The sequence below is a fragment of the Streptomyces sp. CHD11 genome, from assembly GCF_018638295.1.
In the GTDB taxonomy this organism is placed as follows: domain Bacteria; phylum Actinomycetota; class Actinomycetes; order Streptomycetales; family Streptomycetaceae; genus Streptomyces.
The window spans coordinates 1-307 of sequence record NZ_JABTTS010000195.1; the positions used below are offsets into that span (position 1 = coordinate 1).

Below are 307 nucleotides of genomic sequence, written 5' to 3' on the forward strand. Positions count from 1 at the left end.
CTGCGCATGTCATGGCGGGCCATGAGGTCCTCCGATGTCTGCCCTGGGGACCACGTCGCCGGCGAACCGCACGCTCACGGTGACGGCATGGCGACACAGCCCCTATCATCGTCTCGTAGCGATAATATCGGTCCTGGCCTGTGCGCGCATCGCTTCAAGGCATCACGTCGTCGTGCTCGGACGGCTGCAAGCGACCGCCGCCACCGCGGCCGTGGCCCGCCCTGGCGCGCTCAAGCGCCGGGCGGGGCTGCTGGATACGGCCACCGTCCCCGCTGGAGTTGCCCTGGGCATCAAGGTCTGGCCCGAG

Annotated in this window: 1 pseudogene; it reads left to right on the plus strand. The window is 69.4% G+C overall.

The window, feature by feature from the left end:
• Positions 1–34: 34 nt before the first annotated feature.
• Positions 35–307, plus strand: a pseudogene (locus tag HTV45_RS33735) (hypothetical protein); the annotation flags it as partial.